This is a genomic window from Pseudomonas sp. B16120 (genome assembly GCF_044218845.1).
GTDB classification, from domain to species: Bacteria; Pseudomonadota; Gammaproteobacteria; order Pseudomonadales; family Pseudomonadaceae; genus Aquipseudomonas; species Aquipseudomonas paracarnis.
The window spans coordinates 4,513,701-4,537,846 of the sequence record NZ_CP162588.1; the positions used below are offsets into that span (position 1 = coordinate 4,513,701).

Annotated in this window: 25 protein-coding genes; 16 read left to right on the plus strand and 9 right to left on the minus strand. The window is 61.5% G+C overall.

The window, feature by feature from the left end:
- The 13 genes from ccoO (AB4P90_RS21035) to hemN all read left to right on the plus strand — a co-directional run bounded on the left by ccoO (AB4P90_RS21035) (nt 1) and on the right by hemN (nt 12,686).
- On the plus strand, nt 1–609 hold the full coding sequence (ccoO, locus tag AB4P90_RS21035; RefSeq protein ID WP_003193159.1) for a cytochrome-c oxidase, cbb3-type subunit II: 609 nt from the start codon (nt 1–3) through the stop codon (nt 607–609).
- Between the two features lie 3 nt (nt 610–612).
- Nucleotides 613–813 carry a cbb3-type cytochrome c oxidase subunit 3 gene (locus tag AB4P90_RS21040; RefSeq protein ID WP_003193161.1) on the plus strand — a complete coding sequence of 67 codons (201 nt, stop codon included), beginning with the start codon at nt 613–615 and terminating at the stop codon, nt 811–813.
- Nucleotides 810–1,757 carry a cytochrome-c oxidase, cbb3-type subunit III gene (gene ccoP / locus AB4P90_RS21045; RefSeq protein ID WP_014719442.1) on the plus strand — a complete coding sequence of 316 codons (948 nt, stop codon included), beginning with the start codon at nt 810–812 and terminating at the stop codon, nt 1,755–1,757. The genes AB4P90_RS21040 and ccoP (AB4P90_RS21045) overlap by 4 nt, the downstream gene beginning before the upstream one ends.
- Nucleotides 1,758–2,110: 353 nt before the next feature.
- Nucleotides 2,111–3,553: a cytochrome-c oxidase, cbb3-type subunit I gene (gene ccoN, locus AB4P90_RS21050; protein ID WP_014719443.1), complete on the plus strand. Its 1,443-nt coding sequence runs from the start codon at nt 2,111–2,113 to the stop codon at nt 3,551–3,553.
- Nucleotides 3,553–4,161 carry a cytochrome-c oxidase, cbb3-type subunit II gene (ccoO, locus tag AB4P90_RS21055; RefSeq protein WP_003193167.1) on the plus strand — a complete coding sequence of 203 codons (609 nt, stop codon included), beginning with the start codon at nt 3,553–3,555 and terminating at the stop codon, nt 4,159–4,161. The genes ccoN and ccoO (AB4P90_RS21055) overlap by 1 nt, the downstream gene beginning before the upstream one ends.
- 5 nt (nt 4,162–4,166) lie before the next feature.
- Nucleotides 4,167–4,352 carry a CcoQ/FixQ family Cbb3-type cytochrome c oxidase assembly chaperone gene (locus tag AB4P90_RS21060; protein ID WP_003193169.1) on the plus strand — a complete coding sequence of 62 codons (186 nt, stop codon included), beginning with the start codon at nt 4,167–4,169 and terminating at the stop codon, nt 4,350–4,352.
- Entirely contained in the window at nt 4,349–5,326 is a 978-nt protein-coding gene (gene ccoP / locus AB4P90_RS21065; RefSeq protein WP_201914549.1) for a cytochrome-c oxidase, cbb3-type subunit III, read from the plus strand. The genes AB4P90_RS21060 and ccoP (AB4P90_RS21065) overlap by 4 nt, the downstream gene beginning before the upstream one ends.
- 429 nt (nt 5,327–5,755) lie before the next feature.
- The gene (ccoG, locus tag AB4P90_RS21070) at nt 5,756–7,159 is read left to right on the plus strand and encodes a cytochrome c oxidase accessory protein CcoG (protein ID WP_019820489.1); all 1,404 of its coding nucleotides are present in this window, start codon (nt 5,756–5,758) and stop codon (nt 7,157–7,159) included.
- A 14-nt stretch (nt 7,160–7,173) separates the two neighbouring features.
- Nucleotides 7,174–7,713: a FixH family protein gene (locus AB4P90_RS21075; protein WP_014719446.1), complete on the plus strand. Its 540-nt coding sequence runs from the start codon at nt 7,174–7,176 to the stop codon at nt 7,711–7,713.
- A 125-nt stretch (nt 7,714–7,838) separates the two neighbouring features.
- The gene (locus AB4P90_RS21080; protein ID WP_395605349.1) at nt 7,839–10,289 is read left to right on the plus strand and encodes a heavy metal translocating P-type ATPase; all 2,451 of its coding nucleotides are present in this window, start codon (nt 7,839–7,841) and stop codon (nt 10,287–10,289) included.
- Nucleotides 10,290–10,311: 22 nt separating this feature from the next.
- Nucleotides 10,312–10,524: a cbb3-type cytochrome oxidase assembly protein CcoS gene (ccoS, locus tag AB4P90_RS21085; protein ID WP_014719448.1), complete on the plus strand. Its 213-nt coding sequence runs from the start codon at nt 10,312–10,314 to the stop codon at nt 10,522–10,524.
- Nucleotides 10,517–11,200 carry a sulfite exporter TauE/SafE family protein gene (locus AB4P90_RS21090; protein ID WP_395605350.1) on the plus strand — a complete coding sequence of 228 codons (684 nt, stop codon included), beginning with the start codon at nt 10,517–10,519 and terminating at the stop codon, nt 11,198–11,200. The genes ccoS and AB4P90_RS21090 overlap by 8 nt, the downstream gene beginning before the upstream one ends.
- Nucleotides 11,201–11,303: 103 nt before the next feature.
- Nucleotides 11,304–12,686 (plus strand): oxygen-independent coproporphyrinogen III oxidase, encoded by a 1,383-nt coding sequence (gene hemN / locus AB4P90_RS21095; protein ID WP_395605351.1) that lies wholly within the window; start codon nt 11,304–11,306, stop codon nt 12,684–12,686.
- Nucleotides 12,687–12,692: 6 nt separating this feature from the next.
- Here the strand turns inward: hemN and AB4P90_RS21100 are convergent, their stop codons facing one another.
- A complete protein-coding gene (locus AB4P90_RS21100; RefSeq protein WP_014719451.1) occupies nt 12,693–13,154 on the minus strand; it encodes a hypothetical protein in 462 nt (153 codons plus the stop codon).
- Nucleotides 13,155–13,309: 155 nt separating this feature from the next.
- On the opposite strand from AB4P90_RS21100, the gene fnr reads away from it, so the two are divergent.
- A complete protein-coding gene (gene fnr / locus AB4P90_RS21105) occupies nt 13,310–14,044 on the plus strand; it encodes a fumarate/nitrate reduction transcriptional regulator Fnr (protein WP_005790290.1) in 735 nt (244 codons plus the stop codon).
- A gap of 76 nt (nt 14,045–14,120) precedes the next feature.
- Nucleotides 14,121–14,669 (plus strand): adenine phosphoribosyltransferase, encoded by a 549-nt coding sequence (locus AB4P90_RS21110; protein WP_003193191.1) that lies wholly within the window; start codon nt 14,121–14,123, stop codon nt 14,667–14,669.
- 109 nt (nt 14,670–14,778) lie between these two features.
- Here the strand turns inward: AB4P90_RS21110 and AB4P90_RS21115 are convergent, their stop codons facing one another.
- From AB4P90_RS21115 to AB4P90_RS21140, 6 genes are all read right to left on the minus strand, one after another.
- Nucleotides 14,779–15,927, minus strand: coding sequence for an acyl-CoA dehydrogenase family protein (locus tag AB4P90_RS21115; RefSeq protein ID WP_014719452.1), 1,149 nt, complete (start codon nt 15,925–15,927; stop codon nt 14,779–14,781).
- 211 nt (nt 15,928–16,138) lie between these two features.
- Nucleotides 16,139–16,741: a recombination mediator RecR gene (gene recR, locus AB4P90_RS21120; RefSeq protein WP_014719453.1), complete on the minus strand. Its 603-nt coding sequence runs from the start codon at nt 16,739–16,741 to the stop codon at nt 16,139–16,141.
- 66 nt (nt 16,742–16,807) lie between these two features.
- Entirely contained in the window at nt 16,808–17,842 is a 1,035-nt protein-coding gene (locus AB4P90_RS21125) for an NADP-dependent oxidoreductase (RefSeq protein ID WP_003193196.1), read from the minus strand.
- Nucleotides 17,843–17,981: 139 nt separating this feature from the next.
- A complete protein-coding gene (locus tag AB4P90_RS21130; protein ID WP_003193199.1) occupies nt 17,982–18,320 on the minus strand; it encodes a YbaB/EbfC family nucleoid-associated protein in 339 nt (112 codons plus the stop codon).
- A 43-nt stretch (nt 18,321–18,363) separates the two neighbouring features.
- Nucleotides 18,364–20,445, minus strand: coding sequence for a DNA polymerase III subunit gamma/tau (gene dnaX / locus AB4P90_RS21135; RefSeq protein ID WP_014719454.1), 2,082 nt, complete (start codon nt 20,443–20,445; stop codon nt 18,364–18,366).
- Between the two features lie 77 nt (nt 20,446–20,522).
- Nucleotides 20,523–21,464, minus strand: coding sequence for a DMT family transporter (locus AB4P90_RS21140; protein WP_060767340.1), 942 nt, complete (start codon nt 21,462–21,464; stop codon nt 20,523–20,525).
- Between the two features lie 98 nt (nt 21,465–21,562).
- Between AB4P90_RS21140 and AB4P90_RS21145 the strand changes: the two genes are divergently transcribed.
- Entirely contained in the window at nt 21,563–22,426 is an 864-nt protein-coding gene (locus AB4P90_RS21145; RefSeq protein ID WP_014719456.1) for a LysR family transcriptional regulator, read from the plus strand.
- An 18-nt stretch (nt 22,427–22,444) separates the two neighbouring features.
- On the opposite strand, the gene AB4P90_RS21150 is transcribed toward AB4P90_RS21145, so the two are convergent.
- Together AB4P90_RS21150 and AB4P90_RS21155 are read right to left on the minus strand one after the other, a co-directional pair.
- Entirely contained in the window at nt 22,445–23,035 is a 591-nt protein-coding gene (locus AB4P90_RS21150; protein WP_014719457.1) for a hypothetical protein, read from the minus strand.
- Nucleotide 23,036: 1 nt separating this feature from the next.
- Nucleotides 23,037–24,083: an N-acetylmuramidase family protein gene (locus AB4P90_RS21155; protein ID WP_014719458.1), complete on the minus strand. Its 1,047-nt coding sequence runs from the start codon at nt 24,081–24,083 to the stop codon at nt 23,037–23,039.
- Nucleotides 24,084–24,146 lie beyond the last annotated feature (63 nt).

Consider the following 24,146-nt stretch of genomic DNA (forward strand, 5'->3'; position numbering starts at 1 on the left):
ATGAAACACGAAACGATTGAAAAGAACGTCGGCCTGTTGATGCTGCTGATGGTGCTCGCCGTGAGCATCGGCGGCCTGACCCAGATCGTCCCGCTGTTCTTCCAGGACGTGACCAACAAGCCGGTCGAAGGCATGAAGCCCTACACCGCGCTGCAACTGGAAGGCCGCGACATCTACATCCGCGAAGGCTGCGTACAGTGCCACTCGCAGATGATCCGCCCGTTCCGCGCCGAGACCGAGCGCTACGGCCACTACTCGGTGGCTGGCGAAAGCGTGTGGGACCACCCGTTCCTGTGGGGTTCCAAGCGTACCGGCCCGGACCTGGCCCGCGTCGGCGCACGCTACTCGGACGACTGGCACCGCGCGCACTTGTACAACCCGCGCAACGTGGTGCCGGAGTCGAAAATGCCGGCCTACCCATGGCTGGTCACCGCCGCCGTCGACAGCAGCCACACCGAGACCAAGTTGAAAGTGATGCGCACCCTCGGCGTGCCGTACACCGACGACGACATCAACGGCGCCGTCGCCAGCCTCAAGGGCAAGACCGAGATGGACGCGCTGGTTTCCTACCTGCAAGTGCTCGGCACTGCCATCAAGAGCAAGAGGTGAGCCATGGGATTTGAATTCGATGCGGGCACCATCCGCGGCCTTGGCACGCTGGTGGTCGCCATCGCCTTTATCGGCCTGTCGCTGTGGGTGTTCAACAACCGCCGCAACGCGGAATTCGAGCAGGCCCGCCTGCTGCCGTTTGCCGATGAACCTTCCCCACCCGACGCTCAAGCAGAGCCAGCCACAAGGAGCACTCGGCCATGACTACGTTCTGGAGTACATGGATCTGCGTATTGACCCTGGGCAGCCTCATCGGCCTGACCTGGCTGTTGGTCGGCACTCGCAAGGGCGAGACCAAGGGCAGCGTCGACCAGACCATGGGCCACGCCTTCGACGGTATCGAGGAATACGACAACCCGCTGCCCCAGTGGTGGTTCATGTTGTTCGCCGGCACCCTGGTGTTTGCCGTCGGCTATCTGATTCTCTACCCGGGCCTGGGCAACTGGAAAGGTGTACTGCCGGGCTATGAGGACGGCTGGACCCAGACCAAGGAATGGGACAAGGAAATGGCCAAGGCCGACGCCAGGTTCGGGCCGATCTTCGCCAAGTTCGCGGCCATGCCGGTGGAAGAAGTCGCCAAGGACCCGCAAGCATTGAAGATGGGCGGTCGCCTGTTCGCCTCCAACTGCGCGGTATGCCACGGCTCGGACGCCAAGGGCGCCTATGGCTTCCCCAACCTGGCGGACAGCAACTGGCGCTGGGGCGGTTCGGCCGAGGCCATCAAGGCCACCATTCTGAACGGTCGCCATGCGGCGATGCCGGCCTGGGGTGAAGTGCTGGGCGAGGACGGGGTTAAGAACGTCGCCGCTTACGTGCGCCACGACCTGGCCAAGTTGCCGTTGCCCGCCGACAACACCGCCGACCTGGCAGCCGGCCAAGCCGCCTTCAGCACCACCTGCGTGGCGTGTCATGGTCCGCAAGGTCACGGCGTGGAAGCCATGGGCGCGCCCAACCTGACCGAGCCTGCCGGGTTTATCTACGGCACCAGCCTGGCACAGTTGCAGCAGACCATCCGCCATGGTCGCCAGGGCCAGATGCCGGCCCAGGACGTGCTGCAAGGCAATGACAAAGTGCACCTGCTGGCGGCTTACGTGTACAGCCTGTCCCATAACGCTGATGGTGCAACGCCAGATAGCCAACCGCAGTAAAAGCCTTATCTGTGGCGAGGGAGCTTGCTCCCTCGCCACAGACATAAGTCGCGACCAAGTGTCGCACCCCTTCCAAACCCAACTTTCCCCTCCTCCTATTCGGGTCTACGCTTGTTCCCACAGTGGAGCAATTCTGGCGTAGGCGACGGTATTCGTTGCGCCCCCTAAAATTCCTGTCCACTTGATCAGCTTTCTATTTCGGTCTTTATCCTTACACCAAACATGGAAAGGGCGCAGAATCTGGCGTGGAACGCATTGATACAGGTCAGCCATTGCGTTGCAATGGCCCCTCGGTTTCTACATACTTGCGGCCGATTTTACCTATAAAAAAACCTAAACCGTGGAACCTTAGAATGAGCACAGCAATCAGTCCGACTGCTTATAACTATAAGGTAGTCCGCCAGTTCGCCATCATGACGGTGGTCTGGGGGATCCTTGGCATGGGGCTCGGGGTGTTCATCGCCTCGCAACTGGTTTGGCCGCAATTGAATTTCGACCTGCCCTGGACGACCTTCGGCCGCCTGCGCCCGCTGCACACCAACCTGGTGATCTTCGCCTTCGGCGGATGTGCACTGTTTGCCACCTCCTACTATGTCGTGCAGCGCACCTGCCAGACGCGACTGATTTCCGATGGTCTTGCCGCCTTCACCTTCTGGGGCTGGCAGGCGGTCATCGTCGGCGCCATCATCAGCCTGCCCCTGGGCTACACCACCACCAAGGAATACGCTGAGCTGGAATGGCCGATCGCCATTTTGCTTGCCATTGTGTGGGTGACCTACGGCCTGGTGTTCTTTGGCACCATCGTCAAGCGCAAGACCAAGCACATCTACGTAGGCAACTGGTTCTACGGGGCCTTTATCGTGGTCACTGCGATGCTGCACATCGTCAACCACGCCTCCCTGCCGGTGAACCTGTTCAAGTCCTATTCGGCCTATTCCGGCGCAACGGACGCGATGATCCAGTGGTGGTACGGCCACAACGCCGTAGGCTTCTTCCTCACCACCGGTTTCCTGGGGATGATGTACTACTTCGTGCCCAAGCAGGCCGAGCGTCCGATCTACTCTTATCGCCTGTCCATCGTGCACTTCTGGGCGCTGATCACCCTGTACATCTGGGCCGGCCCTCACCACTTGCACTACACCGCCTTGCCGGATTGGGCACAGTCCCTGGGCATGGCGATGTCGATCATCCTGCTGGCGCCAAGCTGGGGCGGCATGATCAACGGCATGATGACCCTCTCGGGCGCCTGGCATAAGCTGCGCACCGACCCGATCCTGCGGTTTTTGGTGGTGTCCCTGGCGTTCTACGGCATGTCGACCTTCGAAGGGCCGATGATGGCAATCAAGACCGTCAACTCGCTGTCCCACTACACCGACTGGACCATCGGCCACGTACATGCCGGCGCTCTGGGCTGGGTAGCGATGATCTCCATCGGCGCGCTGTACCACATGATCCCCAAACTGTTCGGCCGCGTGCAGATGCACAGCGTCGGGCTGATCAACGCGCACTTCTGGCTGGCCACTATTGGCACCGTGCTCTACATCGCCTCGATGTGGGTCAACGGCATCACCCAGGGCCTGATGTGGCGTGCGATCAACGATGACGGCACCCTCACCTATTCCTTCGTCGAAGCGCTGCAAGCCAGCCACCCGGGCTTTATCGTACGTGCCCTGGGCGGTGCGTTCTTTGCCAGTGGCATGTTGTTGATGGCCTACAACGTCTGGCGCACCGTGCGTGCCAGCGACCCTGTAGAAGCCGAAGCCGCCGCCAAGATCGCCGTTGTGGGAGCTCACTGATGAAGCATGAAGTCGTCGAGAAGAACATCGGCCTGCTGGCCTTCTTCATGGTCATCGCCGTGAGCATTGGCGGCCTGACCCAAATCGTCCCACTGTTTTTCCAGGACGTGACCAACAAGCCGGTCGAAGGTATGAAGCCGCGCACCGCCCTTGAACTGGAAGGCCGCGACGTCTACATCGCCAACGGTTGCGTGGGCTGCCACTCGCAGATGATACGCCCCTTCCGCGCCGAAACCGAACGCTACGGCCACTACTCGGTCGCCGGTGAAAGCGTGTGGGACCACCCGTTCCTGTGGGGTTCCAAGCGCACCGGCCCGGACCTGGCCCGTGTGGGCGGGCGTTACTCCGATGACTGGCAGCGTGCGCACCTGTACAACCCGCGCAACGTCGTGCCTGAGTCGAAAATGCCGGCGTACCCGTTCCTCGTGGAAAACAAGCTCGACGGCAAGGACACCGCGAAGAAGATGGAAGTCTTGCGCACCCTGGGCGTGCCCTACACCGACGAAGACATCGCCGGTGCGGCCGCCGCCGTGAAGGGCAAGACCGAAATGGACGCATTGGTGGCCTACCTGCAAGGCCTTGGCACCATCATCAAAAGCAAACGGTGACCTACATGGATATCGGGATGATTCGTGGCCTGGGCACCGTTGTGGTGATGGTGGCCTTTATCGGCCTGGCGTTGTGGGTGTTCAGCCCACGGCGCAAGTCGGAGTTTGACGACGCGACCATGCTGCCCTTCGCAGATGACCCCGAAGCCATCAAGCACGTCGAGCAAGCTTCTAGGAGTAACAAAGAATGACTACGTTCTGGAGTCTGTACGTCACAGTCCTCAGTCTGGGTACCATCTTCGCCCTGACCTGGCTGCTGCTGTCGACCCGCAAGGGCCAGCGCACCGAGCAGACGGACGAGACCGTCGGCCACTCGTTCGACGGCATCGAGGAGTACGACAACCCGCTGCCCAAGTGGTGGTTCATGCTGTTTGTCGGCACCATCGTCTTCGCCCTTGGTTACCTGGTGCTCTACCCTGGCCTCGGCAACTGGAAGGGCCTGCTGCCAGGCTACAACTACCTCGACAACGACAAGCAAACCCCGTTCGCCAACGGCCAGACCGGCTGGACCGGCGTGCACGAGTGGGAAAAGGAAATGGCCAGGTCGGAGGCCAAGTTCGGGCCGATCTTCGCCAAATTCGCGTCGATGCCGATTGAAGAAGTCGCCAAGGACCCGCAAGCCTTGAAGATGGGCGGCCGCCTGTTCGCCTCCAACTGCTCGGTGTGCCACGGCTCCGACGCCAAAGGCGCCTACGGCTTCCCCAACCTGACCGACGCCGACTGGCGCTGGGGCAGTGAACCCAACACCATCAAGGAAACCATCATGAAGGGCCGCCACGCGGTGATGCCGGGCTGGGCCGAAGTCATCGGTGAGCAAGGCGTGGCTGACGTAGCAGGCTTTGTGGTGACCCAACTCGATGGCCGCAAACTGCCGGAAGGCGCCAAGGCCGATGTGGCCAACGGTGAGAAACTCTTCGCCGCCAACTGCGTGGCCTGCCACGGCCCGGCTGGTAAAGGCACCCCAGCCATGGGCGCGCCCGACCTGACGCATCCGGGTGCGTTCATCTACGGTTCAAGCTTCGCGCAACTGCAGCAGACCATCCGTTATGGCCGCCAGGGCCAGATGCCGGCGCAGGAGCAGTTGCAGGGCAATGACAAAGTGCACTTGCTTGCGGCGTATGTGTATAGCTTGTCTCATGGGGATAAGAAGGCTGAGGAGCAGTAAAGTTAGCTGAGCACGCCATGGCCTCGCCACTGAGAGAGCGGCGGGGTCATTTCTTGAAAAGCTTAGATCCGGGGTGGGAGCTGGCGTGCCTGCGAAAGCGCTCTGTCCGTCACAAATTGGCTGACCGGCCCATCGCCATCGCAGGCAAGCCAGCTCCCACATTTGTCCTCCTGCACATTCAAGACCGGGCCTGTTGACGGGATGGCCTTGAGACCTGCCGCGTCACCACAACCACAAAAACCGTCCATACTTGCCAAGTCAATTGATCCAGGTCACGTACACCATCAATTGATTTCCCCCAACGCGACCAAAGGTCGCACCCTTTGCGCACCATCGGGGGCGTATCATTAGGCCACTGCAACACCCTTAATTTGACCCCGGCTGGCACGTACTGGCCGAGGCAAATCTCCACCGCCGTGGGATGCAATGATGAGCGACCAGATACCGGTACATGACGTTACCCCGCCTGCCAAAACCGTCGACCTCTACGCTTCGCGTGAGAAGATTTACACCCGCGCCTTCACTGGCTTGTTCCGCAATCTGCGCATGGTCGGCGGTGCCGCTCTGTTTCTGCTGTACTTCGGCACCGTGTGGCTGAACTGGGGCGGTCACCAGGCGGTATGGTGGAACCTGCCGGAGCGTAAATTCTTTATTTTTGGTGCAACGTTCTGGCCTCAGGATTTCATCCTGCTGTCGGGCATTCTCATTGTCGCGGCCTTTGGCCTGTTCTTTATCACCGTATACGCCGGGCGCGTGTGGTGCGGCTATACCTGCCCGCAAAGCGTGTGGACATGGATCTTCATGTGGTGCGAAAAGGTCACCGAAGGCGACCGCAACCAGCGCATCAAGCTCGACAAGGCGCCCATGAGCGCCAACAAATTCCTGCGCAAATTCAGCAAGCACAGCCTGTGGCTGCTGATCGGCTTTGCCACCGGCCTCACTTTTGTCGGCTACTTTTCACCGATCCGTGAACTGGTATTCGATTTCTTCACCGGCCAGGCCGATGGCTGGTCGTATTTCTGGGTGGGTTTCTTCACCCTCGCCACCTACGGCAACGCCGGCTGGCTGCGTGAGCAGGTGTGCATCTACATGTGCCCCTATGCGCGCTTCCAGAGCGTGATGTTCGACAAGGACACCTTGATCGTGTCCTATGACCCCCGCCGTGGCGAAGTGCGTGGCCCTCGTAAAAAGGGTACCGACTACAAGGCCCAGGGCCTGGGCGACTGCATCGACTGCACGATGTGCGTGCAGGTGTGCCCTACCGGTATCGATATCCGCGACGGGCTGCAAATCGAATGCATCGGCTGCGCCGCCTGTATCGATGCCTGCGATAACATCATGGACAAGATGGAGTACCCACGCGGCCTGATCAGCTACACCACCGAACACAACCTGTCGGGGCAGAAAACCCATAAGCTGCGCCCGCGCCTGATCGGTTACGCCCTGGTGTTGCTGGCGATGATCAGCCTGTTGGTGGCGGCCTTCTTCATGCGCTCGCTGGTGGGTTTCGACGTCAGCAAGGACCGCGTGCTGTACCGTGAAAACGCCGAAGGACGCATCGAAAACGTCTACAGCCTGAAGATCATGAACAAAGACCAGCGCGACCACACCTACGTGCTCGACGCCGCTGGCCTGCCAGACCTCAAGCTGCAAGGCCGACGTGAAATCAAAGTGGCCGCGGGCGATATCGTCAGCATGCCGGTGGAGTTGTCGAGTGCGCCGGAGCAGTTGCCGTCGAGCACCAACGAGGTGACCTTCATCCTCAAGGACGCCGATGACACCAGCGTCCATATTGAAGCCAAGAGCCGATTCATCGGCCCACAAGTTCGTTAACAGGGAACACACGCATGCCTGCAACTACTGCCGCCAGCCCTTGGTACAAACACCTCTGGCCCTGGATCATCATCGCGATTCTGGCCTGCTCAGTGACCCTGACCTTGTCCATGGTGACCATCGCAGTGAACAACCCGGACAACCTGGTCAACGACAACTACTACGAGGCCGGCAAAGGCATCAACCGCTCCCTGGACCGCGAACGCCTGGCCCAGACCCTGCAACTGCGCGGCAAGCTGCACCTGGACGAACTGACCGGCGAGGTCGAGCTGCAACTGACTGGCTACAGCAATCCAAATACTCTGGAGCTGAACCTGATCTCCCCGACCCAGCCAGAGAAGGATCGCAAGATCAACCTCACCCGCAGCGACAGCGAGCCCGGTCGCTACATCGGCCAGGTCACCGACAAGGTCGAAGGTCGCCGTTTCGTGGAACTGCTTGGCGTGGAGGGCGGCAACACCTGGCGCCTGTTCGAAGAAGAAGAGGTCAGCCACGACAAGGACTTGCTGCTGGGTGACGAACCGTTGCAGGGCGCCGAGGACCTGAAGAAGTAGACGATGATCGTTCCCACGCTCTGCGTGGTAACGCCTTGCTGGACGCTCTGCGTCTGCTTTGTGACGCAGAACGTCACAGGCAACATTCCCACGCAAAGCGTGGGAACGATCTACGGAACTGAGCAATGACCCAACCCACCCCCTGCTACCACTGCGCCCTACCCGTCCCCTCCGGCAGTCGGTTCACCGCCCAGATCCTCGGCGAACGCCGTGAACTCTGCTGCCCGGGCTGCCAGGCCGTGGCCGAGGCGATAGTGGCCGGCGGGCTGGAAAGCTATTACCAACACCGCAGCGAAGCCTCGGCCAACCCCGAGGCGCTGCCCGTGCAGTTGGTGGACGAGCTGGCGCTGTACGACCGCGCCGATGTGCAAAAACCCTTTGTACGCCATCAGGGCGAGCTGGCCGAAACCACCCTGCTGATGGAAGGCATCAGTTGCGCCGCCTGCGGCTGGTTGATCGAGAAACACCTGCGCAGCCTGCCTGCCGTGGCCGAAGCGCGACTGAACCTGTCCAACCACCGGCTGCACGTGCGCTGGGCCGATGGGCAATTGCCGTTGAGCCAACTGCTCAGCGAGCTGCGCCATATCGGTTACGCCGCCCATCCTTATCAGGCCGACCGCGCAGCCGAACAATTGGCCAGCGAGAATCGACTGGCCCTGCGACAACTGGGAGTCGCCGGCTTGCTGTGGTTCCAGGCCATGATGGCAACCATGGCCACTTGGCCGGAATTCAATATCGACCTGAGCCCGGAATTGCACGTCATCCTGCGCTGGGTTGCGATGTTTCTGACAACGCCCATCGTGTTCTACAGCTGCGCGCCCTTCTTCAAAGGCGCCCTGCGTGACTTGCGCACACGCCACCTGACCATGGACGTCTCGGTGTCCCTGGCGATTGGCGGCGCGTACCTGGCCGGCATCTGGACCGCGATCACTGGCGTAGGCGAGTTGTATTTCGATGCCGTGGGCATGTTTGCCCTGTTCCTGCTGGCCGGGCGCTACCTTGAGCGCCGCGCCCGGGAGCGCACTGCCGCAGCCACCGCCCAACTGGTCAACCTGTTGCCCGCCTCCTGCCTGCGCCTCAAAGACGATGGCCAGAGCGAGCGCATCCTGCTTAGCGAATTGGCGCTGGGTGATCGCGTGCTGGTACACCCCGGCTCCGTACTGCCGGCGGATGGCTTGATTCTCGACGGCCAATCCAGCATCGATGAATCCCTGCTGACCGGCGAGTACCTGCCGCAACCTCGGCGCACGGGCGACAACGTCACGGCCGGCACGCTGAATGTCGAAGGCGCGCTGACCGTCCAAGTGCGCGCATTGGGCCATGACACGCGCTTGTCTGCCATCGTGCGCCTACTGGAGCGCGCCCAGGCCGAGAAGCCGCGCCTGGCACAGATTGCCGACCGCGCTGCGCAGTGGTTCTTGTTGTGCTCGCTGATCGCCGCCGCGCTGATCGGCCTGCTGTGGTGGGAGCTGGACCCGTCGCGGGCGTTCTGGATTGTGCTGGCGATGCTGGTGGCGACCTGTCCGTGCGCTCTGTCCCTGGCCACGCCCACCGCGCTCACCGCCGCCACCGGCACCTTGCACAGTCTCGGGTTGCTGCTGACCCGCGGCCATGTGCTTGAGGGCCTGAACCAGGTTGATACGGTGATTTTCGACAAGACCGGCACCCTCACCGAAGGGCGCCTGGCGTTGCGCGCCATTCGGCCCTTGAGTGCGCTGGACAGCGACCAATGCCTGGGCCTGGCCGCCGCCCTGGAGAACCGTTCCGAACACCCGATTGCCCGTGCCTTCGGCCGTGCGCCGCTGGCCGCCGATGAAGTGCTGAGCACCCCAGGCCTGGGCCTGGAAGGTCGTGTGGGCGAACGTTTGTTGCGCATCGGCCAGCCGGGTTTTGTCTGTGAACTCAGTGGCTGTGCGATTCCCGCCTCACCGGACGAAGCCGGGCAATGGCTGCTGCTGGGCGACCGCAGCGGGGCGCTGGCCTGGTTCGTACTCGACGACCGTCTGCGCAGCGACGCCCCCGCCTTGCTGGCCGCATGCAAGGCGCGGGGCTGGCGCACGCTGTTGCTCTCCGGCGACAGTTCGCCGATGGTGGCCAGTGTCGCCTCTGAGCTGGGTATCGACGAAGCCCACGGCAGCCTGCGCCCTGACGACAAGCTGAAGGTACTGCAAAACCTGCACAAAGAAGGTCGCAAAGTGCTGATGCTGGGCGATGGAGTCAATGATGTGCCGGTGCTGGCCGCCGCTGATATCAGCGTGGCGATGGGCTCGGCCACGGACCTGGCGAAAACCAGCGCCGATGCGGTGCTGTTGTCCAACCGCCTGGATGCGCTGGTGCAGGCCTTCAGCCTGGCGCGGCGCACTCGCCGAGTGATCATCGAGAACCTGTTGTGGGCCGGGTTGTACAATGGGCTTATGCTGCCGTTTGCGGCCCTGGGTTGGATCACTCCGATCTGGGCGGCGATCGGCATGTCCCTCAGTTCGTTGACCGTGGTGCTCAACGCGTTGCGCCTCACTCGCCTGCCGAGCGCGCAAGCCTCGGGCACCGCCCCAGTAACCCGCCCGCTGCCGGCCTGAGCCGCGTGGGCATGGAGTACAGATGCCAGCTCTCTACGTGATGATTCCTGCGGCACTGCTGTTAGTGGGCGTGGCCATCTACATCTTCTTCTGGGCCGTGGACAGCGGCCAGTACGAAGACCTCGATGGCCCGGCCCACAGCGTGCTGTTCGACGACCAGGACCCGAACCACCTGGCCGCCATCGATGAAGCCAACAACCCCGAGCAAGCGCCCAAAGAGCCGCCCCATGCTTGAGCTGGCGCCCTTGCTGGTCTCGGCGCTGATCCTAGGCCTGCTTGGCGGCGGCCATTGCCTGGGCATGTGCGGCGGACTGATGGGCGCGCTGACCCTGGCGATCCCCAAGGAACAGCGCAGCCGCCGTTTTCGCCTGCTGCTGGCATACAACCTGGGGCGCATCCTCAGCTATACCACCGCCGGTTTATTGATCGGCCTGGCCGGTTGGGCGGTGGCCAACAGCCCCGCGGCGATGTTCATGCGAGTGCTTGCCGGACTGCTGCTGATCTGCATGGGCCTGTACCTGGCCGGCTGGTGGAGCGGCCTCACCCGTATCGAAAGCCTGGGACGCGGCCTGTGGCGGCATCTGCAGCCGGTGGCCAACCGTTTGCTGCCGGTGTCCAGCCTGCCCCGTGCCTTGCTGCTAGGCGCGCTGTGGGGCTGGTTGCCGTGCGGGCTCGTCTACAGCACCCTGCTATGGGCGGCGAGCCAGGGCAATGCACTGGACAGCGCCTTGCTGATGCTGGCGTTCGGGCTGGGCACCTGGCCGGTGCTACTGGCCACCGGGCTGGCCGCCGAACGGGTGACGGCGTTATTGCGCAAGCGCAGCGTGCGGGTGACCGGTGGGGTGCTGGTGATGATCTTCGGCCTCTGGACCTTGCCCGGCCCCCATCAGCACTGGCTAATGGGGCATTAACAGGCCCTGTGGCATAGCGCCGCTCCCCGTTGATGCAAATCAAGATGCCTGCACCGCCCTGCCCCTAGACTCGGCCCACTAGCCAATCCGGGGGACCGCCCGCATGCTCGACGCCATTCGTTGGGACACAGATCTGATTCACCGCTACGACTTGGCGGGGCCGCGCTACACGTCCTACCCCACCGCCGTACAATTTGACAGCCAGGTCGGTACTTTCGACCTGCTCCACGCCCTGCGTGACAGCCGCAAGGCCGTAAGGCCACTGTCGCTGTATGTGCATGTGCCGTTCTGCGCCAACATTTGTTACTACTGCGCCTGCAACAAGGTGATCACCAAGGACCGTGGCCGCGCCCAGGCCTACCTGCAGCGCCTGGAGCAGGAAATCCAGCTGGTGGCCTGCCACCTCGACCCGCAGCAGCCCGTGGAGCAACTGCATTTGGGCGGCGGTACGCCCACGTTTCTCAGCCACGATGAACTGCGCCAGGTGATGAAATGCCTGCGCCAGCATTTCAATTTGCTGGATGACGATTCGGGCGACTACGGCATCGAAATCGACCCACGCGAAGCCGACTGGGCCACCATGGGCCTGCTACGCGAACTGGGCTTTAACCGCGTGAGCATCGGCCTGCAAGACCTCGACCCCGAGGTGCAAAGGGCGGTCAACCGCCTGCAAAGCCTGGAAGAAACCCGCGCCGTGATCGATGCAGCGCGCACCTTGCAATTTCGCTCGATCAATATCGACCTGATCTACGGCCTGCCCAAGCAGTCACCGTTGAACTTTGCGCGCACCGTGGAAGAAGTCATCCGCTTACAGCCTGACCGCCTGTCCGTGTTCAACTACGCGCACCTGCCGGAACGCTTCATGCCCCAACGGCGGATCAACACTGACGAGCTGCCCTCACCAGCGGAAAAACTGCTGATGCTGCAAACCACCATCGAACAACTGACCCAGGCCGGTTACCGCTACATCGGCATGGACCACTTTGCCCTGCCAGACGACGAATTGGCCGTCGCCCAGGAAGAAGGCAAACTGCAGCGCAACTTCCAGGGTTACACCACCCACGGGCACTGCGACTTGATTGGGCTGGGGGTGTCAGCGATCAGTCAGATCGGCGACCTGTATTGCCAGAACAGCAGTGATCTGAACCAGTACCAGAATGCCTTGGCGGGTGCGCAATTGGCGACCAGCCGCGGCCTAGTCTGCACTACGGACGACCGGTTGCGACGGGCTGTAATCCAGCATTTGATCTGCAATTTCAGCCTGGCATTCGAGGGGATCGAACAGGCGTACAACATCGATTTTCGCGGCTATTTTGCCGAGTTATGGCCGCAGCTGGAAACGATGGCCGCCGACGGCCTGATCGCGTTGGACGCCCAGGGCATTCGTGTGCTCCCGGCCGGGCGCTTGCTGGTGCGTTCAGTGTGCATGGTGTTCGATGCCTACCTGGAGCACCAGAACAGGCAACGATTTTCGCGGGTCATCTAGACGTACTTACTTCATGGCCAGGCTGGCAGCCTTGACTGCATCACCGGCACTCATGTCTTTCATCGCCTTGGTCAGGGACGCCTGGGCGCTGGTCAAGCTGGCTTGCAGTGCGCTCAACGCTGACTGCAGCCCGGAGAGTCGGGCACGGGCCTGTTCTGGGCTGAGATTTCTGTCGGCCATTACCGCAGCCATCTCGGCTTGTTTCTCGGCAATCTGCTTTTTGATCTCACGAATCATCTTGAGCAGATTCTTGACGTTGTCCGCCAGGCCGCTGTCGTCGATGTCACTGTTTGTGGCTTTTTCCGCCGCAGCAGCTTTCATCGCGGCGCCGGAGATGGTCACCGAAACGGCAGGCTTGGCTTCGTCGGTCGTCGGGATCGCGGCAACATCCGGTTCGGCAGCTTTCTTGGGTTCGGGCAGTGCCTGGATCTGAGTGCGCGAAGCGAGTTGAGCAGTGAGGGCTAACATGGTCTGAGCCGCCGTATTTGTAGTCGATAGCAGGACTATCGGCGGTTTTAGCCAAATCTTTATATACCGGTCGGTTTTTTGTACACGCTGGCCTCCGTGCCCCCCAGTGCGTTACCCTTACGTCTTATGTGTGTTTTCCCACAAGGATTTAAGAAATGTCCGAGCCAGTCAAACTGCGCGCTCACAGCCAGGCCCATTGCAAGGATTGCAGCCTGGCTCCCCTCTGCCTGCCACTTTCATTGAATCTGGAAGACATGGATGCGCTGGACGACATCGTCAAACGCGGCCGCCCGCTGAAAAAAGGCGAGTTTCTGTTTCGCCAGGGCGACAAGTTTGATTCCGTCTATGCAGTACGCTCTGGCGCGTTGAAGACCTTCAGCCTCAGCGACGGCGGCGAAGAGCAAATCACCGGTTTCCACCTGCCAAGCGAGTTGGTCGGGCTGTCGGGGATGGACACCGAGATTCACCCGGTGTCGGCCCAGGCCCTGGAAACCACCTCGGTGTGCGAAATCCCATTCGAGCGCCTGGATGAACTGGCCCTGCAACTGCCGCAATTGCGCCGCCAATTGATGCGCGTGATGAGCCGCGAGATTCGTGACGACCAGCAAATGATGCTGCTGCTGTCGAAGAAAACCGCCGATGAGCGCATTGCCACCTTCCTGGTCAACCTGTCGGCGCGCTTTCGCGCCCGTGGGTTCTCGGCCAACCAGTTCCGCCTGAGCATGTCGCGCAATGAGATCGGTAATTACCTGGGCCTGGCGGTTGAGACCGTGTCCCGCGTGTTTACTCGTTTCCAGCAGAACCAGTTGATCGCCGCCGAGGGCAAAGAGGTGCATATCCTCGACCCGATCCAGCTGTGTGCATTGGCTGGCGGTTCCCTGGAGGTCTGATCCAGGCTGCGGCCGCGCCAATCGGCGAGGCCGCAGGTATACTTCGAGTCCGTTTTCCGCTCTGGACTCCTCGACGATGACTTTTGATTCGTTCGACATCAAATCCCTGATTCGCCCCGTCATCGACTTCCCCAAGCCTGGGGTGATCTTCCGTGACATCACGCCGCTGTTCCAATCGCCCCGCGCCCTGCGCCTGGTGGCCGACAGCTTTGCCCAACGCTATGTCGAAGCCGACTTCACCCATATCGGTGCGATGGATGCCCGTGGCTTCCTGATCGGCTCGATCATCGCCTACCAGCTCAACAAGCCGCTCATCCTGTTTCGCAAGCAAGGCAAGCTGCCGGCGGACGTGCTGGCCGAGGGTTACCAGACCGAGTACGGCGAAGCCTTCCTGGAAGTGCACGCCGACAGCCTGTGCGAAGGCGATTCGGTGCTGATGTTCGATGACCTGATCGCCACCGGCGGCACCCTGATTGCTGCAGCGAACCTGGTGCGGCGCATGGGGGCAAAGATTTTTGAGGCTGCGGCGATTATTGATTTGCCAGAGCTGGGTGGCTCGCAGCGCTTGGCAGACATGGGGATTCCGACGTTTTGCCTGACGCAATTTGGGCTGACCGAGAGATAAGGGTCGTCAGTACTGCCGTCATCGCGGGCAAGCCCGGCTCCCACCTTGGAATGCATTCCCCTGTGGGAGCTGGGCTTGCCCGCGATGAGGCCCGCAAGAACACCCCGGTTTACAACCCCATCTGCTTACTGATGATTTCATTCATCACTTCGCGCGTCCCGCCACCAATCGACAAAATCCGGTTATCGCGATAAAGCCGCTCCACCAGGCTGCCACGCATATACCCCTGCCCCCCCAATATTTGCACCGCGTCATACGTCACCCGATCAGCGGTATCGGTGGCCAGGTTCTTGGCCATGGAAATCTCTTTGATCACGCTCTTGCCAGCGGCCATCTTCGCGGCCTGGCGATAGGTGAACTCGCGGGAAACCTCCACGGCGGTAGCCATTTCCGCCAGGCGATGCTTGAGCACCTGGAATTTGCCGATGGGTTTGCCGAATGCTTCGCGCTGGGCGGCCCACTGGAGGCTTTCCTCCAAGGCCAGTTGCGCGGTCATGTTGGCCATGAGGGCCAAGGCCAGGCGCTCGCTCTGGAAGTTGCCCATGATGCAGGCAAAGCCCATGTTCTCGACACCGATGAGATTGCCCACAGGCACGCGGCAATCGTCGAAGAACAACTCGGCGGTGTCCGACGCCCACCAGCCCATCTTCTTCAGCGGCTGGCCGACGGTGAAACCCGGGATGCCCTTTTCGATCAGCAGCAGGCTGATACCGCCAAAGCCCGGCCCACCCGTGCGCACGGCCACGGTGTAGAAATCAGCGCGAATGCCGCTGGTGATAAAGGTCTTGGCGCCGCTCACGCGGTAATGCTCGCCTTCACGTACGGCGCGGGTTTGCAGGTTGGCTACATCCGAGCCGCCGCTGGGCTCGGTGACCGCCAGGGCGATGATCTTCTCGCCGGCGAGCACCAGAGGCGCTATTCGCTCACGCACGTCGGGCCGGGCCCATTTGACGATGGGCGGCAGGCCGATATCCAGGGAGCCGAGCCCGGCCACCACGCCACCGGAGCCGCAGCGCATCAGCTCTTCGCTGGCGGCGACCTTGGCGAACAGATCGCCTTCGTGGCTGCCACCCAGCGCCTCGGGGTAGCCGATGCCCAGAACGCCCGCCGCACCGGCCTTGAGGTAAAGCTCGCGGGGAAAACTTTCCGCTTCCTCCCATTGCTCGATGCCGGGCAACATCTCGCGTTCGACGAAGCGGCGCACGCTGTCGCGGACCAATTGGTGGCTGGGATCGAAGTATTCCTGAAAGGCAGACATCGGCAAGCTCCATGGCGGGATGGAGCGAACTTACCAAGCGCTTGCTTGGTTATCAAGCCGAATACATTTTTTACCGTCACACAAAACCAATGTGGGAGCCGGGCTTGCCCGCGATGCAGACGCCTCGGTTTTTCAGGTACACCGTGGTGATGCTATCGCAGCGATGCGGCGACCCGACAAGCCAGCTCCCACATTGGGACTGCAGTAGGTTTTAAAGCGCGATGGGTTTGCGGCCTGCGAACGAGTGCGCCAGGGTGCCGCCGTCCACCAATTCCAGCTCGCCACCCAACGGTACGCCATGGGCGATCCGTGAAGTAATCAAACCTTTATTGGTCAGCAACTGAGCGATGTAGTGCGCCGTGGCTTCACCTTCCACCGTCGGGTTGGTCGCCAGGATCACTTCAGTAAAGGTGCCCTGCTCTTCGATTCGCGCCACCAGTTGTGGAATACCGATGGCTTCCGGCCCCAGGCCATCGAGCGGCGACAGGTGGCCCTTGAGCACGAAGTAACGCCCGCGGTAACCGGTCTGCTCCACGGCGTACACATCCATCGGCCCTTCCACCACGCACAGCAACGTGTCGTCGCGACGCGGGTCGGCGCATTGCGGGCAGAGTTCTTCTTCGGTAAGGGTGCGGCACTGGCGGCAATGGCCCACACCTTCCATGGCCTGGCTCAGGGCCTGGGCCAGGCGAGTGCCGCCGCTGCGATCACGCTCCAGCAGTTGCAGCGCCATGCGCTGGGCAGTTTTCTGGCCGACGCCGGGCAAAGTGCGCAAGGCGTCGATCAGTTGGCGAATCAGGGGGCTGAAGCTCATGGGCGAAGGGTCCGACAAAACAACGAGACGCGGTTTATACCCGCGCCCCGGATTAGCGTCAAATACTCAATCCTGCGCGACGCGCACCACCAACTTGCCGAAGTTGCGCCCTTCGAGCAGGCCGATAAAGGCTTCGGGCGCCTGCTCCAGGCCATCGACCACGTCCTCGCGGAACTTGATCTTGCCCTCGCGCACCCAAGGCGCCATAGCGCTGAGGAACTCCGGCTGGCGGTCGCCATAGTCGTCGAACACAATAAAGCCCTGGATCCGCACCCGCTTGGTCAGCAAGGTGCGTTGCAGCGCCGGCAAACGGTCAGGGCCGCTGGGCGCTTCATGGGCGTTATAGCCGGCGATCAACCCGCACAGCGGCACGCGCGCCTTGGGGTTGAGCAAAGGCAGCACAGCATCGAAGACTTTACCGCCGACGTTTTCAAAGTAGATGTCCACGCCTTTGAAGCAGGCCAGGGCCAGTTCATGGGCAAAGTCTTCGCTCTTGTGGTCGATACAGGCGTCAAAGCCCAACTCATCCACCACATAGCGGCATTTGTCCGCGCCACCGGCGATGCCCACCACGCGCAAGCCCTTGAGCTTGGCCACCTGGCCCACCACCGACCCCACCGCGCCCGACGCAGCCGCCACCACCAGGGTTTCCCCGGCCTTGGGCTGGCCGATATCCATCAGGCCCATATAGGCCGTCATGCCCGGCATACCCAGTACGCCCAGGGCCATCGACGGACTCGGCAGACCCTTGGGCAGCGGGATCAGGTTATGGCCTTCGCAAATGCAGTGGCTTTGCCAGCCAGTGGCGCCGACCACCAGGTCGCCCACTTCGAATTTCGGGTTGCGCGATTGCTCGACACGGCTGACAGCCCCACCGGTCATCACTTCACCGATTTCCACGGGTGCGGCGTAGGACGGCGCGTCACTCATGCGTCCACGCATGTAGGGGTCCAAAGACAGATACAGGGTCTTGAGCAGCACCTGGCCGTCTGCCAGGTCCGGCAGGCTGACACGTTCCAGGCGAAAGTTTTCCGGCGTGGGGGCGCCTTGAGGGCGTGAGACCAGAACGATGCGTTGGTTGAGCGTCATTTCTTGAGGCATCAGCGGGGCTCCTTTATCGGTGAGTAGTTTCAACGGTATAGGGTGCAGACCATCGGTGAAGGCTTGGGGTTCGATGTTTCGACCGGCGAAAAAAATGCCAGGCACGATGCCTGGCATTTGAGTCTAGCTAAAGCGTGTATCAGAACGGCAGTTTCATGCCCGGTGGCAGTTGCATGCCAGCGGTCACGCCGGACATTTTGTCCTGGCTGTTGGCTTCGATCTTGCGCACAGCGTCGTTGACGGCTGCGGCGAACAGCGCTTCGAGCATTTCCAGGTCATCTTCACCCACGCCCGGCAATACGCTTGGGTCGATGCTGACACGCTTGATGTCGTGACGACCGGTCATCACCACGCTGACCATATCGCCACCGGCTTTACCGGTGACTTCGGCGTTGGCCAGCTCTTCCTGCATCTTGGCCATTTTTTCCTGCATCTGCTGCGCCTGCTTCATCAGGCCGGCCATGCCACCTTTCATCATGGGAATCACCTCAAAAGTACGTGGATCAATGAATAGCCCGGTGTCATGACGCTTGGGGCACCGGGGCTTCGACAGGTTCAATAGTATCGTGGCGGACGACCGCACCGAACTGTTGCATCATTTGTTGGATAAGCGGATCTGCGTGGATCGAATCCTCAGCCTCGCGCTGGCGGTTAAGGCGCCGACGGGTCGCGGCCTGGGCCGGCGTTTCCTGCTCGGGCTTGATCAGCTCGATGGCAATGGTCAGCGTGCGCCCATGGTACTGGTTGAGCGCATCGTTGAGCCGGCGCTGCTGGGTGGCGTTGAACAAGGCGCTATGGGCCGGGTCCAGGTGCAGCAGCCAGTGGTCGCCTTCGATGGAAATCAGGGTGCAGTTGGCGGCGATACTGCCGGTCATGCCGGAGATCGGCAATTTCGGAAACAATTCCAGCCATTGCAGGGCCAGACCGGTAGCCGGGGCCGCGGCAGGTTCTGCCTCGGGCTCGGGCGCCGGTTCCGCGGTGTGCTCGCTGGCCAGTTCGTCCAGGTAGCTGTAGGCCGAATCCATGTCCGGCTCGATGTAGTCTTCGTCCAGCGGCGGTTCGTCATCCAGGTCAATGCCCGGCGTGGCCGCGTCGACCTGGGCGACCGTCGGTTCAGGAACGGGCGCCGATACCCACTCAGGGGCATCCGGCACCACGCTGTCCGGAGTCGGCGTAGGCATCGGCGTCAGCTCGGGTTGCTCGCCGGTGGTTTCCAGCACGGGCTCCACGGCGGGCTGTTGCTCGGGCTCTACTTGCGCTTCGACCGGGTCATTCCAGGGCAAGTCGACCACGGGTTCGGGCTCGGGCTCAATGACCGGCTCGGGCTCGACCACCGGTGCGACGGCAACCGGCGCAGGTTCAGGCTCAGGTGCCGGCGCAACCGGCTCAGGCACAGCAACCGCAGGCGCTGCAACTACTGGCGCGACAACGGCCGCCCCAGCCACGGGTTTGGCGGAATCAACTGTGGCCTGGCTGATCCCCACTGGCTTTAGCGGCTGTCTCGGTGCGTCTGCCGAATCTGCCGGCCGGAACGCCAGCATGCGCAGCAGCACCATTTCAAAGCCACCCCGCGGGTCGGGTGCCAGGGGCAAGTCGCGGCGACCGATCAGGCCCATCTGGTAGTAGAACTGCACGTCTTCGGCCGGCAAGGCCTGGGCCAGGGCCAATACGCGATCACGGTCGCCATGACCGTTGTCCACGCCTTCCGGCAGGGCCTGGGCGATGGCGACGCGGTGCAATACGTTGAGGATTTCCGAAAGCACGCCATTCCAATCCGGGCCTTGCTCCGACAGGTGGCGCACCGCTTCGAGCAACGCCTTGGCGTCACCCTCGATCAGCGCGTGCAGCACGTCGAACACCTGGCCGTGGTCCAGGGTACCGAGCATGGCGCGCACGTCGGCGGCCATGACCTTGCCTTCACCAAACGCGATGGCCTGGTCGGTGAGGCTCATGGCATCGCGCATCGAACCATCGGCGGCACGGCCCAGCAACCACAGCGCGTCGTCTTCGAACGGTACGTTCTCGACGCCCAGCACGTGGGTCAAATGCTCGACCACACGCTCGGGGGTCATGTTTTTCAGGGAGAACTGCAGGCACCGCGACAAAATCGTTGCCGGAAGTTTCTGCGGGTCGGTGGTGGCCAGGATGAATTTGACGTAGGGCGGCGGCTCTTCCAGGGTTTTCAACAAGGCGTTGAAGGAGTGGCTGGACAGCATGTGCACTTCGTCGATCAGGTAGACCTTGAAGCGGCCACGGCTCGGCGCGTACTGCACGTTGTCCAGCAGTTCGCGGGTGTCTTCGACCTTGGTACGGCTCGCGGCGTCGATCTCGATCAGGTCGACGAAACGCCCTTCGTCGATCTCACGGCACACCGAACAGGTGCCACAAGGCGTCGAGGTAATACCGGTTTCACAATTCAGGCATTTGGCGATGATGCGCGCAATCGTGGTCTTGCCCACCCCGCGCGTACCGGTGAACAGGTAGGCGTGGTGCAGCCGTTGGCTGTCCAAGGCATTGATCAGAGCCTTGAGCACATGGGTCTGGCCGACCATTTCGCGGAACGAGCGCGGGCGCCATTTACGTGCAAGAACCTGATAACTCATCGAAAACCGTCGCAACTGGGAAGCAGAAGCCGGTAATGCTAGCGGAGCAAGGGGGAAATTGCATCCGGCACGCTCGTCTAATCTGACGAAGCTTGTTCGATTGGCCTCCCAGAGGGCACCTGAGGACGTTTTGCTGGCACCTTGGAGCGCCAACGCCCTTCCAGACTGATAGCGGCGACGCTGGCCAGCACGACCACTGCGCCCAGCATCACCTGCAGGGTGACGTGCTCGCCAAGCAGCGTGGCGGCCATCAGCATGGCAACCGGTGGAATCAGGTACATAGCCACCGACGCACGACTGACCTCGACGTGCTTCAACACGTAACCCCAGGCCAGATAGGCCAAGGCACTGGGAAAAATACCCAGCACCAGCACGGCGAGATTCTCCCCCATCGGTGCCTGCATGATGGCGGCGGGCAGTCCCGGTAGGTTCACGCACAGCATCAGCGTGCCGGACCACACCATGTAGCACGCCATCGTCAACGGGCTGTAGCGATGGGCGTAATGTCGCTGGATGGCGAAGTACACACTCCATGAGCAGGCCGCCAACAAGATCAGCAAACCCCGTGGGTTGAGATCGCCCATGCCCTGGTCGCCCCAGATCACCACCAGTACGCCAGCCAACCCCAACAGTACGCAACCCCAGCGCCAGGCGCTGACCTGCTCTTTCAAGCAGAAAAACGCGATCAACACACTGAACAACGGCGCCGACTGTGCCAACACACTCGACGCTGCCGCCGTCACCCATTGCTGCCCATGATTGAGACTGGTGTGGTGCAGGAACACCCCGAAAAAGCCCAGCACCAACAACCACGGCAGGTCGCGCAATGGTGGCCGTCCAATTCCCACCCCCCAGGCCACGCAGCCCATGAATACCGACGCGATCAAAAACCGCAGCAGCGCCAATTGGCCGGGGCTATAACTGTGCAACCCCATGTGTACGCCGATGGGCGAATACGCCCAGCAGAGAATGACGCTGGCAATGACTAGCGTAAGCTTCAGAGGTGACGGAGTATTCATCGACAGCATCCACGCAAAAGGAATGCTGCCAGTCTTGGCCCAGGCCAGGCATAGGACAATTAAGCGTTTCTGACTTCTGAAATCATTGGAACTGAGCAATGGAACTGGCCCAACTGAAAATGGTGCGAGCCGTGGCGCAAACCGGCAGCGTGGCCCAGGCAGCACTGCAATTGCACTGTGTGCCGTCCAACATCACCACGCGCATCAAGCAGCTGGAAAGCGAGTTGGGCACGCCGCTGTTTATCCGTGCTGGCCGAGGGCTGGCGATCAGCGCTGCGGGAGAAATCTTCCTGGATTACTGCGAACGTATCCTGGCCTTGGTGGATGAATCCAAACGCGCGGTGGATGCCAGCGCCATTCCCCGTGGCACCTTGCGCATCGGTGCGGTGGAATCCAGTGCCAGCGGGCGCTTGCCGCCGCTGCTGGCGGAATACCACCGGCGTTATCCCAATGTCAGCCTGGAACTGGTCACCGGTGCCTGGGCGCAACTGCTGGACGACCTGCAGCACCACCGCCTGGACGTGGCGCTGGTGGCCGCCGGCGGCAAACGCACGAAGCTGGAACAGAGCGTGGTCTACAGCGAACGCCTGGTGCTGATCGCCAGCGCGTGCAGCGCGCCTATCAATAGCGCCGAAGACTTGGCCGGCCGTACATTGCTGGTATGGCCGCCGGGCTGCCCTTATCGCGCCGCCCTGGAAAACTGGCTCAAGCCCCATAACGTCAAGCCAGCGATTGCCAGCTATGCAAGCTGGGGCACGATCATCGGTTGCGTCAGCGCGGGGATTGGCGTGGCGTTGGCACCCGAGGGGATCCTGGCGCGCTATGAACAGGCCAATCAGTTGGCGTCTTATCGCTTTGAAGCGCTGACGCCCGTGGACAACCTGTTGTTCTGGCATACGGACACCCAGCGGCACCTGGCGCGAGATGCGTTCGCCGGGCTACTGCGCGAGACCTTTGGCTGACTTGCTCGCTTCTACAATTTAGGGCTTCGGGGCAGCCAACCGTGCGTACTGGCCCTGGCTGATCCAGCCCGTGAAAGAGCGGTCGTCAGCGTTGATGAATTCCACCTGCGCCCAACCGTCCTTGAACGCCAGTACGCCCACCACGTCATGCTTGACGATGTAGGGCCGCTTTGCCGCTTTGGCGCCCGGCGTTTTAAGCAGGTAAGCCTTGTCGGCAGACACCGTCACCAAGCCGATCCATTGTTTGCTGGCGGTCTGGCTCAGCTCCAGGCCCGTGGCGATTTCCGGCATCAGCACATTGATGCAGCCAGGGTGTTGGCGGCCCTGCGCCACGGTCAGGGTCACCCCGTCGGGCGCCGCGGCCACACTGCCTGGGTAGGCAGCGTCCCGCCAGGTGGTGAGCGCTTCGGGCTTGCCTTGCAGGTAGAACGTGCAACCACGGGCCACACCCTCGCCCATCGATTCCTGATAGAACCCCTCGACCTGATGCCCAGGCGTCACCGCCAGCATCAGCCCTTCATATTTACCTGAATGCAACGCCGCCGAGCCGGCCAACGCGGGCGCCACGGCGCACCACGACAACACTCCCATCGCCAGATAACGAATCATCTTATTTCTTCCCTTCAAAGGCTTCGTAGGCTTGTTTCATCAGGACGTCATAGTTGCCGTAATCGTCGCCATTATAGTTTCGGGCCATGGCGGTAAAATCCTTGTTTTTCATCGCGCTCAACAAGGCCGAGTTGTGGCTGCAAAGGCTGAGATAGGCCTTGAGTTGATTACCGGCATTGACCTTCAATGACGCCACGAACTCAAACACCGTCTTGAACCCGCACGCCGCGAAATTGAACCCCATGATTTGAAACATGCCCCAGGAGGCCGACATCAAGGCCGCTTCCTGGTCCAGCGCAAAGGCAGTGGCCATGGTCTCCCAGGCCTTGACCTGATCCTTGTTGTTCGTCTGCCATTGCGGGCCGGCTTTTTTCTTGTAGACATACGACAGCAGCGGCTGCGACTGGTCGTAGATGTGCTTGGTGTACTTGCGAAAGTGGTGCCCTTCAAAGGCGATGATCGGCAACTTGGCAGGCCCGAACCCCACCTTCCCGCCCGACTCCACCGTGGCGAACGCCTTGACCACATTCACCGAAATACCGTTGCCCAATTGCTTGGCGGCGTTCTGGAAATCCGTATCGCTCAAGGTCGTCCCGCCGTCGCAGGTGGACTGCATCATCAACTGCCGGTTACGCCGCTCGGCCTCGATCACCGCACGCACACGGTCCAGGTACACATTGACCGTGGCCTGTACCGCATCGATGTTGTTATTGCCGAAAATGTTGAGAAACGTCGGAATGCGCGTGTTAGGAAAAGCCCGCACCGGCACCTTCAGCGCCTCTTCGATCAGACTGTTGAACGTTCGCCCGGTGGGGTCGATCACGCCATCGGGATGGGCGTACTTGAGATGGCGAAACTGATACTGGCTGATGCACTGCACCAACTGGCCGTCGCACTTGCCGTTTTCCAGCAAGGCAAACCCCATCTTGGGAATGATCAAATTGAATAGATACTGGATGCACTGAACATCGGCGGGCAAGTTGCGGGCTTTGCCGGGCGTCCCTACCGAAGCACTGATAAGACGAGGCAACCCTTGCAGGCTTTTCATGACAGACATCCTTGTGAGTGAAAGAAGCGATAGCACTTCAATATCAAATCCATGCCCTTGTCA

Coding starts and splice junctions, on each gene's coding strand:
- ccoN (WP_014719443.1), top strand. CDS start 2,111: ATGAGCACAGCAATCAGTCCGACTGCTTATAACTATAAGGTAGTCCGC.
- AB4P90_RS21140 (WP_060767340.1), bottom strand. CDS start 21,464: ATGAATACTCCGTCACCTCTGAAGCTTACGCTAGTCATTGCCAGCGTC.
- AB4P90_RS21145 (WP_014719456.1), top strand. CDS start 21,563: ATGGAACTGGCCCAACTGAAAATGGTGCGAGCCGTGGCGCAAACCGGC.
- AB4P90_RS21125 (WP_003193196.1), bottom strand. CDS start 17,842: ATGCCTCAAGAAATGACGCTCAACCAACGCATCGTTCTGGTCTCACGC.
- dnaX (WP_014719454.1), bottom strand. CDS start 20,445: ATGAGTTATCAGGTTCTTGCACGTAAATGGCGCCCGCGCTCGTTCCGC.
- AB4P90_RS21080 (WP_395605349.1), top strand. CDS start 7,839: ATGACCCAACCCACCCCCTGCTACCACTGCGCCCTACCCGTCCCCTCC.
- ccoP (WP_201914549.1), top strand. CDS start 4,349: ATGACTACGTTCTGGAGTCTGTACGTCACAGTCCTCAGTCTGGGTACC.
- AB4P90_RS21150 (WP_014719457.1), bottom strand. CDS start 23,035: ATGATTCGTTATCTGGCGATGGGAGTGTTGTCGTGGTGCGCCGTGGCG.
- AB4P90_RS21155 (WP_014719458.1), bottom strand. CDS start 24,083: ATGAAAAGCCTGCAAGGGTTGCCTCGTCTTATCAGTGCTTCGGTAGGG.
- ccoO (WP_003193159.1), top strand. CDS start 1: ATGAAACACGAAACGATTGAAAAGAACGTCGGCCTGTTGATGCTGCTG.
- AB4P90_RS21130 (WP_003193199.1), bottom strand. CDS start 18,320: ATGATGAAAGGTGGCATGGCCGGCCTGATGAAGCAGGCGCAGCAGATG.
- AB4P90_RS21115 (WP_014719452.1), bottom strand. CDS start 15,927: ATGTCTGCCTTTCAGGAATACTTCGATCCCAGCCACCAATTGGTCCGC.
- AB4P90_RS21060 (WP_003193169.1), top strand. CDS start 4,167: ATGGATATCGGGATGATTCGTGGCCTGGGCACCGTTGTGGTGATGGTG.
- AB4P90_RS21075 (WP_014719446.1), top strand. CDS start 7,174: ATGCCTGCAACTACTGCCGCCAGCCCTTGGTACAAACACCTCTGGCCC.
- AB4P90_RS21110 (WP_003193191.1), top strand. CDS start 14,121: ATGACTTTTGATTCGTTCGACATCAAATCCCTGATTCGCCCCGTCATC.
- ccoG (WP_019820489.1), top strand. CDS start 5,756: ATGAGCGACCAGATACCGGTACATGACGTTACCCCGCCTGCCAAAACC.
- AB4P90_RS21100 (WP_014719451.1), bottom strand. CDS start 13,154: ATGTTAGCCCTCACTGCTCAACTCGCTTCGCGCACTCAGATCCAGGCA.
- fnr (WP_005790290.1), top strand. CDS start 13,310: ATGTCCGAGCCAGTCAAACTGCGCGCTCACAGCCAGGCCCATTGCAAG.
- AB4P90_RS21040 (WP_003193161.1), top strand. CDS start 613: ATGGGATTTGAATTCGATGCGGGCACCATCCGCGGCCTTGGCACGCTG.
- AB4P90_RS21090 (WP_395605350.1), top strand. CDS start 10,517: ATGCTTGAGCTGGCGCCCTTGCTGGTCTCGGCGCTGATCCTAGGCCTG.
- ccoS (WP_014719448.1), top strand. CDS start 10,312: ATGCCAGCTCTCTACGTGATGATTCCTGCGGCACTGCTGTTAGTGGGC.
- hemN (WP_395605351.1), top strand. CDS start 11,304: ATGCTCGACGCCATTCGTTGGGACACAGATCTGATTCACCGCTACGAC.
- ccoO (WP_003193167.1), top strand. CDS start 3,553: ATGAAGCATGAAGTCGTCGAGAAGAACATCGGCCTGCTGGCCTTCTTC.
- ccoP (WP_014719442.1), top strand. CDS start 810: ATGACTACGTTCTGGAGTACATGGATCTGCGTATTGACCCTGGGCAGC.
- recR (WP_014719453.1), bottom strand. CDS start 16,741: ATGAGCTTCAGCCCCCTGATTCGCCAACTGATCGACGCCTTGCGCACT.